The following is a 9,197-nucleotide window of genomic DNA, read 5'->3' on the forward strand; positions in this document are numbered from 1 at the left end:
GATCAGCACCTCGCCGCGACCGGGAACGGGATCGAGACGATCGAAGAACTCCTGCACTTCGGGCCCGCCATACCTGCCGAAACCCCACGCCTGCCCCATTTTCCGCCGCCTCTCGAATGACCGGCCCCGGTGATTCCGGGCTCTGTAGCCATCCTCACCCCTCACACCGATGTAAGAGGCAACCGATCGAGGTGCAGGTCACAGCATCAGGCCGACCGCGCCACCGGTTCGGCGGCCACCGACAGCTCCGCCCGGTGCCGGCTGTTGACCCTGATCAGCGCGTCGAGCGCATCTCGGTTCTCGGTCAGGTGCGCGATCTCGGCGTCGATCCGGTCGCGCTCGCGCGTCATCGTCGCGAACGTCTCCTCGGCGACACCCAGGTCACCGGGAATGTCCACACACGGCAGCACGGTCGCGATCACCCGGCTGGACATACCCGCGGCGAACAGCTGCCGAATGAGCGACACACGCTGGACCTCGGCATCGGAATAGTGGCGCTGCCCGGCGCCGGAGCGTGAGCTGGTCAGCAGACCCTGCGCTTCGTAGTACCGCAGTGAGCGCGGACTCACGCCCGTGCGCTTGGACAGCTCGCCGATCCGCATCCTGCGAGGCTACGCCGATGTGCTCCCAGCCCGGAGGGCCTCCGATGCGGTCAGCTGGGGCCGCGCCCAAGCGACGATTCGAGAAGGAAGTTCAGCAGCCGGCCGGTTTCGGCATGTTCGGCGAGCAGCCCGCGTGTGCGAGGACTGCGGTTCAGTCTGTCACCGCAGGAATCCGGGCGGTGGTGAGCCCGACGCGCATCGCGACTATCTCGGCCGTGGCGTCGGCGTGGTCGGTGTGCGCTTCGACGCGACGTTCATGGTCTGCGAGTAGCGCGAACCCGGCGTGACCAACCACTACGTCCAGGACCTGAACCCGCAGCCGGTATCGCACAAGGACTCGCCGCGCAATACGCTGGATTCTCGAAACCCTCGGCATGGCCACATGACATTCACAACGCACGCACCGATGAGTCTGTGCAGATCGCGGCGTCTGCACTACAGAACGACGAAGCGGCTCCGCGCGCCCGTTTCGCCGCACACCGTGAGGTGCGCATCGCACCCGTAGGCGACTGAGTGTTGGAGGTACCTCGTGTCGGATGCCCTGGCCCGTGACACCCTGTGGGCGATGGCCCACGCCGAACGTGCCGCCCTGGCCGACGATCTCGCCGGCTTGGACGACCAGCAGTGGGGACGGCCATCGCTGTGTGGGGACTGGGTTGTCGAAGATGTCGTCGCGCACCTCACCGCAGCGGCGAGCATCGGACGGCTGCGCTGGCTGTCCAGCGTCCTGGGTGCCCGGTTCGACTTCGACAAGCACAACAACCGGCGTCTCGCCGAGCACCGTGGGAGTACTCCCGCCGAAACCCTCGAACGGTTCCGGGCGGTCGTCACCAGCACCCTTGCGGCTCCCGGACCCACGGCGGCCTGGCTCGGTGAAGTCGTTGTCCACGCACAAGACATCCGGCGTCCCCTCGGACTACCGCGCACACCGTCGACGGAATCCGCTACCGAAGTCGCGCGTTTCTACGCCGGACGTGACTTCACGGTCACCAGCCGCAGCAATACCGACGGCCTGCGATTGGAGGCGACCGACGGACCTTTTGCGGCCGGGTCCGGCCCTGTCGTCAGCGGGACCACGATCGCGCTGACCATGGCGATGGCCGGCAGATCTACGTACTGCGATGACCTTGCCGGACCCGGCGTGCCGATACTGCGCGACCGGGTGACCGCTCGATCCGGCACCCGCAGCGGATGATCCCGTCCCCCTCCGCCGAGGCCGCACCTGTCACGACCGTGCGGTGAACAGCGATCCGGGGAAGGGCCCGGACCGCCCGGACGCACCGTGCGCCTGTCACCAAGGCACTGTTCCGGCATCGTCGAAGAATCCGCCGGTCGGTCCGTCGTCGGGCAAAGTCGCGAGGTGAATCGCGATCGCCGCCCCCTGTGCTGGAGTGCGGACGCCTCGCAAACCGTTGAGATCGGTGGCGGTGAAACCTGGGCAGCCGGAGTTGATCAGGATGTTGGTGTCGCCCAGTTCCTTGGCGTATTGGATGGTGACGGCGTTGAGGAAGGTCTTCGACGCCGAGTAGGCAGTGGGAACCGGGCCTGTGTCGAGGCCGGGAGCGGTCTGCAGGGCGAGCGAGCCCACGCTGCTGGACATGTTGACGATTCGCGGTGCTGCCGAGCGGCGCAGCATGGGCAGCATCGCGTTGGTGACCCGGATGACGCCGATCACGTTGGTTTCCACGACAGCGCGCACGGTCGCGGGATCGACCGTGGTGGGCGTCTGTGGCACGCTGCCGGTGATCGCGGCATTGTTGACCAGGACGTCGAGCCCTCCCGCATGGTCGGCGATCAGCTCGGCCGCGGCGGCGACACTCGCGTCGTCGTCCACGTCGAGCGGCACGCCGAACGCCTCGATTCCGGCCGCGCGCAGTTTCTCCACCGCGGTGTCGCGGCGTTGTCGATCCCTCGCGCCCACGCCGATTCGCCAGTCGAGGGCGCCCAGGCCCGCCGCGATCTCGAATCCGATTCCTTTGTTCGCGCCGGTCACCAGCGCGATTGTCCGTTCACTCATGCCGTTGACAATGCTGCGGACACGGGTGGGACGTCCAAGACCGATCGGGTGTGCGTCGATACCGCGCGGGTATTGGTCGTGGTGAGTGCCGGATACGATGGCCCGGTGGAGACGCGGGAGTTGCGATACTTCGTCGCCGTCGCCGAGGAGTTGCACTTCGGGCGGGCGGCGCAACGGCTCGCGATGGCGCAACCACCGCTGTCGCGGGCGATCCAGCAACTGGAACGCCGGCTCGGAGTCGTTCTGCTGCACCGCACTACGCGCGCGATCACGTTGACCCCGGCCGGAGCGGTGCTGCTGCGGGAGGCCCGGCTGGCGATCGGAGCGGTCGAAGCCGCCGAGCGCCGCACCCGCCGCGCCGCTGCCGACCGGCCCGGTGTGGTGCTGGCGACCAAGGCAGGAGCGTCCAGCGAACTGTTGTCGAAGCTGCTGGACGCCTACGCCGCCGACCCCTGCGCTGTCGCAGTCGAGGTGGTGCTGTGCGGGCCCGGCGAACCGGAAGCCCTGCTACGCAACGGGAGCGCCGACGTCGCTCTGCTCCTCCGGCCCTACGACACGACGGCCGGATTCGATACCGAGGACCTGCACACCGAACAGCAGATCGTGGTCCTGCCCGCGGGACACCCCCTCGCCGACCGAACTCACCTGTCGATGGCTGAGGTCAACGCCCTGACGGACCTGCCCCTACCGCGATGGCCTCGACCCGATGGAAGCTATCCGGACGGCCCCGGCCCACAGGTTCGCGACCATACCCAGTTGACCCAGCTGATCACGCTCGGCCGGGCCTGCGCGGTCATGCCCGAGTCGCTCCGAACCCAGCTACGCCACGAGCACGCCATCGTGGCGGTGCCGGACGCACCGGCCGTCACCACCGTCATCGCCTGGCCACCACACAGCAGATCACAAGCCATCGCCGACCTCGTCCGCACGGCGACAAACCTCTAGGCGATGGCATCCGCAAATGCCGTATACCGCGCGGTCAGGAACGTCCGCGTCTGCCGATGGCAGCGCGAAGAGCTGGGCGACTGACGGCTGAGTGGTTGGGTCGCGGACAGTCTGCGAACATGATGTCGTGCTGGACATTCGCAACGACCCGGTTCTTTTCGACCTCGCTCACGACATTGATCAGCGTTGTCGGCTGAGTGGGTCCTTCGAGCTGCGATCGGGAATTGTTGCCGATGAGTACTTCGACAAGTACTTGTTCGAGGCCGATCCTCAGCTGCTGCGACGAATCACCGAACGGATGGTCGCACTGGTCCCGGAAGACACTGAGATGCTCGGTGGCCTCGAGTTGGGCGGGATCCCACTCGTCACCATGCTGAGCCAGTTGACCGGACTGCCCTCGCTGTTCATCCGAAAGGCAGCGAAACCCTATGGCACACAACAGCTTGCCGAAGGCGGCGACGTGCGGGACCGCCGCATCGTGCTGATCGAGGATGTCATCACTACCGGTGGAGCGGTCGTCGCCGCGACCGAGCAGTTGCGATCGCGGGGAGCGATCGTCGACACGGTCATCTGTGCGATCGACCGCTCGAACCCGGATATCAACCAGCTCCCGTCGGTACAGGTGGCCGTGCGCCCCGTACTGACCAAACAAATTCTCGACACCGTGCATCAGCAGTAGGAGCAACGTGATTCGCGTCAGCGGGTGATCGTGCTGGCCGATTCGGTGAGCATGCTGCTCAGCCACTGCTGGGCGTGGCGGTGGTCAGGGGCCAGATACTCGGCTAGTTTCGCTTCGCTCGGAGACAGGTCGGGCGCCCAGCTCGGGATCGCCAGCACCCGCATCCCTGCCGCATGCGCTGACCGAATCCCTGCCACCGAATCCTCCACTGCTATACAAGTATTCGGGTCGACTGCGAGCAGGGCCGCGGCATGCAACCAGGGCTGCGGGTGGGGCTTGGTTTGCGTCTGGTCCTCACGAGCGACCACGACCTGCAGGGAGCGGCGCAGGCCGAAATGATCGAGGGTGGCAGCGACAAACCGGCGTGGAGAAGCCGACACCACACCGGTCACCGCCCGGCTCGTGACCGCCCTCAGCAGCGCGTCCACCCCCGGGAGCAACTCGATGTGACCGGCCTCGAGCTGGTCGATCATCGCCCTCACGCAATCGGCGATGACCTGATCGACGGAATCGACACCACACACCCGGGCCAGATACTGGGCCCAGTCACCGTGGCCATGCGTCCTGTGTCGGTCGACATCGGTCCAGATATGGCCATGGTCGGCGGCGTATTGCGCCCAGCAGCGGTCCCAGGGCTCCATGGTCGCGGCGAGAGTCCCGTCCAGATCGAACAAGACGGCCTCGACGTACTCCCTCATGAGGGAACGGGCGCCGTGGTTCCGGTGGCGGCGATGAGCTGATCGATCGAAATCAGCTTCAGCTCATGGGAATCGGCGAAGGCACGCAATGCGGGCAACCGCATCACCGCCCCGTCGTCGTGACAGACCTCGCTGATCGCCGCCACCGGGGACAGGCCGGCCAGCCGCATCAATTCCACTCCGGCTTCGGTGTGACCTTGACGCGCCGCGAGCCCGTCAGGATGTGCTCGTAATGGGAATACGTGGCCCGGCCGTTGAAGATCTTCCGGCCGGGTAGCCGGGTCCGCCAGTGCGCGCAGGGTAGCGGCTCGGTCGGCCGCGCAGATGCCGGACACCACGCCCGCTACCGCATCGACGGTCACGGTGAACGCGGCCTGCTTGCAGTCCTGATTCATTGCGGTCATCGGCGGCAACCCGAGCAGCTCGGCCCGCTCGACCGACATCGGCGCACACACCACTCCTCCGGTGTAGCGAATGAAGAACCCGAGCGTTTCAGGCGTGGCCAGTTCGGCGGCCATGATCAAGTCGCCCTCGTTCTCGCGGTGCTCGTCGTCGACCACGATCACTGGCCGGCCAGCGGTGATTTCGCTGATCGCATCATCGAGTTCATCGAAGAGATTCGCTCGGTCGTGTGTGCTCGCTGCAACGGTCATCATTGGCCTTCCTGTCCAGGTCATGGGAGTGAAATCACGCACTCAACACAGCAGGCAAGAAAGAAAACCAAGATCATTGTGATCGTACGCCCCGGGGCTTGTGCACGCAGCCCCCATCAACCGCACGAAGCATCCGCTCGGCCGCATATTGCTGTTCCGGGCCTGACCTCGCGGAATATTTCGTTTGTTGTGCCGCCGCCGAGGGATGCCGTCGGCTAGTCGTCGGGGGACGCGCGGCGGTTGCGTTTGGTGACACCGCGCCGCTTCTTCGCGGAGATGCGTCGTTCCTTCGCTCCGCGCGAGGGCTTGGTGGCGCGGCGAACGGGTGGCGGGGCGGCAGCGGCATCGCGGAGTAGCGAGGTCAGGCGTTCGCGGGCGGCCGCGCGGTTCTGCAGTTGTGCGCGCTGCTCCGATGCGGCGATCGTGAGGACACCGTTGACCAGGCGGGTGGCCAGGCGGTCGAGCATCCGGGTGCGCAGCCACTCCGGCACCGAGGGTGAGTTGGCGAGGTCGAAGGACAGCTCTACCCGGCTGTCGGTGGTGTTGACGTGTTGCCCTCCCGGGCCGGACGACCGTGAGAACCGCTCGCGCAACTCGGACGCGGGTATCACCAGCCCCCGAGTCACGGTCAGGTCCTCTGCCATGATCCGACGCCACTCTCTCCGATCGAACAGCCACCTCGGCCGGGTCGGCCCAGGTCCGACTGGACAGTGACCTTGTCGTTCACGATAGCGATGACCTTGTCGGCGGGAAACAACCAGGCCGTCCCTTCGCACGCCAGGACAGTAGCGTGCAAGGGCGGTGCAAGGGTCCGCTGTCAGAGTCGATGACATGACGTGGCACAGCGGCCGACGAGCCGAGGGAAAGAACATTCTGGTGACCGGTGCCAACGCGGGCATCGGATACTTCACCGCCGAGCAGCTCGCGGCCAACGGTGCCACGGTGGTGCTGGGCTGCCGCGACACCACCAAGGGCGACCTCGCGGTACGCGCGATCCGGGCACGGGTTCCCGATGCACGACTGCGGTGCGTGCGTCTGGATCTCTCGGATCTGTCCGCACTGTCGGTGACGGTGGGCGCCCTCGATGTCGACAGTCTGGACGCGATCGTGCTCAATGCGGGAATCCTGCTGTCCGGTCCCGATCGTCGCATGAGTGCTCACGGACACGAATTGATGTTCGCGACAAACCATCTCGGGCACTTCGCACTGGTCGCACATCTGGCACCACTATTGGCCGCGACAGCGAACAGCCGGGTGATCACGGTGGGCAGCTTCGCCGCGCGGTCGGAGCGACTCGATCTCGGTGATCTGCAATCCGAGCACGACTATCGGCCCAAGCGCACCTACGGGCGATCGAAGCTGGCCCAAATGCTGTTCGGTTTCGAACTGGATCGTCGTCTGCGCGCGCATGCTGCCGACATCGCCAGCATTGTCGTCCACCCCGGCGGTGCCTTGGACTCACTGACACCGTCTCGGCCACCGCTGTTCGTTCGCACCACCGCCCAGCGCCTGCGCGGACTACCCGCGGGTGTTGCGCTACACGGCAAACACGCGGCGGCCGCCACCATTGTCCGAGCCGTTCTCGACAGCGAGATAGACGGCGGGCAACTCTGGGGGCCAAGGGTGTTCGGTCTTCGAGGGCAACCGCATCGTGAAACGCCCCACGCGCACATGACCGACCACGACACTGCTGCCGAACTGTGGGCCGCCAGTGCGGCACTCGCTGGCGTCGATCCATTCGTGCGTCCTTCCGCACCGACTCGGCAGTGACCCATTTCGGTTCGGCACCGCGTTCAGCCACACGGAGTGGCGGCGTGCGATCGGGATGACCGCAGGGCAGACTTGGCCGGTCCAGAAGCTTCATCGCCCCCGACACCGAGGCAACGATGACACCGATTCCGGCTGGTATCTCGCTCGACACACTCTCCGAACTGCCCCGATTTCCAGCAGGAACATCGTTCGGCCCCGATATCGACGCCGCCAACGAGATTCTGCTGTCCGCCGCCGATGAGCAGACCAAACGCGCGGCGTTTCTGGACTGGGCGGCCCGGCACCAGCCGTGTGTTTTCGGACGGATGGCCACCAAGTCCGGCACACCAGCGCGAGGATTGGCGATGGATCTGTGCTGGGTCGGCGAACAGACGCTCGCGGCCGGGCCGCACGCGATCTCAGCCCGCATCGCCGCAGACCGACGCACCTGGAAGGAGCGGGCCGCGCGCGGATTGAGCAGTGCCTTTCTGGTGATCTTCAACAGCCGGTGTCTGGCTCACGCCCGGCCAGGCCCCGCATTCGCCCGTCTGTGCACCGAGCTGGCATCGCTGTACCTCACCGAACTGGCACTCGTGCGGCCCGACGTGATCTATACCGAGGCGATCCCGCTGCGCGGTAGCGACGGGGTGCTGCGCCTGTTCAAAGGCAGTGTGCAGCTGTTCCATACCGGTGCCCATCTGCGCCGTCATCACGACCGCCGGATCCCCGGTGGGGTGATGATCTCGGTGAACGGACCGGGACACTACGCCAATTCCCTTGTCACCCAGGGCATATGCGCGGACCTGACCGAATCTGCGCCCATGGTCCGACGTTTGGCCGCCCGCTCGATAGGCGCGGGCGGTCTCGGTGACGAGCGCGCGCTGAGCACCACTTGGCACCGCGACCCCGATCCCGCCGCACGCGACACCGCACGCTGGTTCTCCGCCGCCTACCACCTCGACGTTCTCGTCCAATCCGACGTAGTCAGCGATCCCGGCGCGCGAACCGGCCCCTGCCCCGCGCACGAACAATGGTCCTGGCTGCATTTGGACTACATCGACGCCGGCGAAACCTCCCCCACCGACCCCACCCACGGCTGGTTCCACGGCGTCCGCATCCCCGAGCGCGAATTGCACCACAACCCTTGGCCCCCAGTCGTTCCCATCGACGCACCCGACTTCAACTACTGACCGCCTCGCCCGAGCCCGAGCGGGCGCAGTCGGTGGACCTCACTCGCTCACCGCACGAACCGACTCGGCCGCCCACTGCCCGTGGTCGGCACAGCCCTACCTCCGATCATCCGCGTTTCTGCCAGGCTTGCGTCGGGGCATCGGGGGCATCAATCGTGGCACCGGCGGTAGCGGTACAGAACTCGGTGAGGCCCGGAACGCCTCGATCATGAGGGCAGCGAAGCGGCGCGAGGCCGCGATTCGTGCTGCCGATGTGCCCGCATGGATGCCGTTGTTGGCCATGATCATGAGGATGAGGTCGTCCGCCACGATGTCGGGGCGCAGGTGGCCGGTGTTCTTGGCGCGGCGGATCAGTTCGGCGGCGCCGGTGAGCGAGGAGTTGCGGATCGCGGCGAAGTCCAGCGCGTGCGGGTAGGCGGACATGAAGGCTGCGGCGAATCCATGGTCGCGGGCTTGCAGCTCGCAGAGCTTCTCGACGGTGCGGCAGAAGCCGTGCCAGGGATCAGGGTCGGCGAGCCCTTCGTCCACGAGAGTCCGGCAGGCGAGCATCTGATCGGTGAACGCCTCGGCGACCAGCATCTCCTTGGTCGGGAAATGGCGATAGAGGGTGGCGGGGCCGACCTGGGCGCGCCGGGCGATCTCCCGCATCGGCACATCCCTGTCT

At 66.5% G+C, this 9,197-nt stretch carries 11 protein-coding genes; 5 read left to right on the top strand and 6 right to left on the bottom strand.

Features of this window, described 5'->3' with window-relative positions:
- Positions 1-206: 206 nt before the first annotated feature.
- Entirely contained in the window at positions 207-602 is a 396-nt protein-coding gene (locus ACFWF3_RS13395) for a MerR family transcriptional regulator (RefSeq protein WP_379313890.1), read from the bottom strand.
- Positions 603-1,167: 565 nt separating this feature from the next.
- On the opposite strand from ACFWF3_RS13395, the gene ACFWF3_RS13400 reads away from it, so the two are divergent.
- Positions 1,168-1,797 carry a maleylpyruvate isomerase family mycothiol-dependent enzyme gene (locus tag ACFWF3_RS13400; RefSeq protein ID WP_379313898.1) on the top strand — a complete coding sequence of 210 codons (630 nt, stop codon included), beginning with the start codon at positions 1,168-1,170 and terminating at the stop codon, positions 1,795-1,797.
- Between the two features lie 96 nt (positions 1,798-1,893).
- Here ACFWF3_RS13400 and ACFWF3_RS13405 read toward each other — a convergent pair whose 3' ends face one another.
- Positions 1,894-2,619 carry an SDR family NAD(P)-dependent oxidoreductase gene (locus tag ACFWF3_RS13405; protein ID WP_378989872.1) on the bottom strand — a complete coding sequence of 242 codons (726 nt, stop codon included), beginning with the start codon at positions 2,617-2,619 and terminating at the stop codon, positions 1,894-1,896.
- A gap of 105 nt (positions 2,620-2,724) precedes the next feature.
- On the opposite strand from ACFWF3_RS13405, the gene ACFWF3_RS13410 reads away from it, so the two are divergent.
- Together ACFWF3_RS13410 and pyrE are read left to right on the top strand one after the other, a co-directional pair.
- A complete protein-coding gene (locus ACFWF3_RS13410) occupies positions 2,725-3,564 on the top strand; it encodes a LysR family transcriptional regulator (RefSeq protein WP_379313891.1) in 840 nt (279 codons plus the stop codon).
- 127 nt (positions 3,565-3,691) lie between these two features.
- Complete coding sequence (gene pyrE, locus ACFWF3_RS13415) at positions 3,692-4,243, top strand: orotate phosphoribosyltransferase (protein ID WP_378989868.1); 552 nt, start codon at positions 3,692-3,694, stop codon at positions 4,241-4,243.
- 17 nt (positions 4,244-4,260) lie between these two features.
- Here pyrE and ACFWF3_RS13420 read toward each other — a convergent pair whose 3' ends face one another.
- The 3 genes from ACFWF3_RS13420 to arfB form a co-directional block, all read right to left on the bottom strand.
- Complete coding sequence (locus tag ACFWF3_RS13420; protein ID WP_379313892.1) at positions 4,261-4,941, bottom strand: HAD family hydrolase; 681 nt, start codon at positions 4,939-4,941, stop codon at positions 4,261-4,263.
- A complete protein-coding gene (gene ribB / locus ACFWF3_RS13425) occupies positions 4,938-5,636 on the bottom strand; it encodes a 3,4-dihydroxy-2-butanone-4-phosphate synthase (protein WP_379313893.1) in 699 nt (232 codons plus the stop codon). The genes ACFWF3_RS13420 and ribB overlap by 4 nt, the downstream gene beginning before the upstream one ends.
- A gap of 173 nt (positions 5,637-5,809) precedes the next feature.
- A complete protein-coding gene (gene arfB, locus ACFWF3_RS13430; RefSeq protein WP_379313894.1) occupies positions 5,810-6,238 on the bottom strand; it encodes an alternative ribosome rescue aminoacyl-tRNA hydrolase ArfB in 429 nt (142 codons plus the stop codon).
- A 187-nt stretch (positions 6,239-6,425) separates the two neighbouring features.
- Here arfB and ACFWF3_RS13435 point away from each other — a divergent pair, with 187 nt between their 5' ends.
- Complete coding sequence (locus ACFWF3_RS13435) at positions 6,426-7,364, top strand: SDR family NAD(P)-dependent oxidoreductase (protein WP_379313895.1); 939 nt, start codon at positions 6,426-6,428, stop codon at positions 7,362-7,364.
- A gap of 116 nt (positions 7,365-7,480) precedes the next feature.
- Positions 7,481-8,533 carry a hypothetical protein gene (locus tag ACFWF3_RS13440; protein ID WP_379313896.1) on the top strand — a complete coding sequence of 351 codons (1,053 nt, stop codon included), beginning with the start codon at positions 7,481-7,483 and terminating at the stop codon, positions 8,531-8,533.
- A gap of 96 nt (positions 8,534-8,629) precedes the next feature.
- Here the strand turns inward: ACFWF3_RS13440 and ACFWF3_RS13445 are convergent.
- Positions 8,630-9,197, bottom strand: a 568-nt coding sequence (locus tag ACFWF3_RS13445; RefSeq protein ID WP_379313897.1) for a TetR/AcrR family transcriptional regulator, incomplete at its 5' end; no start/stop codon positions are given.

Source organism: Nocardia sp. NPDC060220, assembly GCF_042727815.1.
In the GTDB taxonomy this organism is placed as follows: domain Bacteria; phylum Actinomycetota; class Actinomycetes; order Mycobacteriales; family Mycobacteriaceae; genus Nocardia.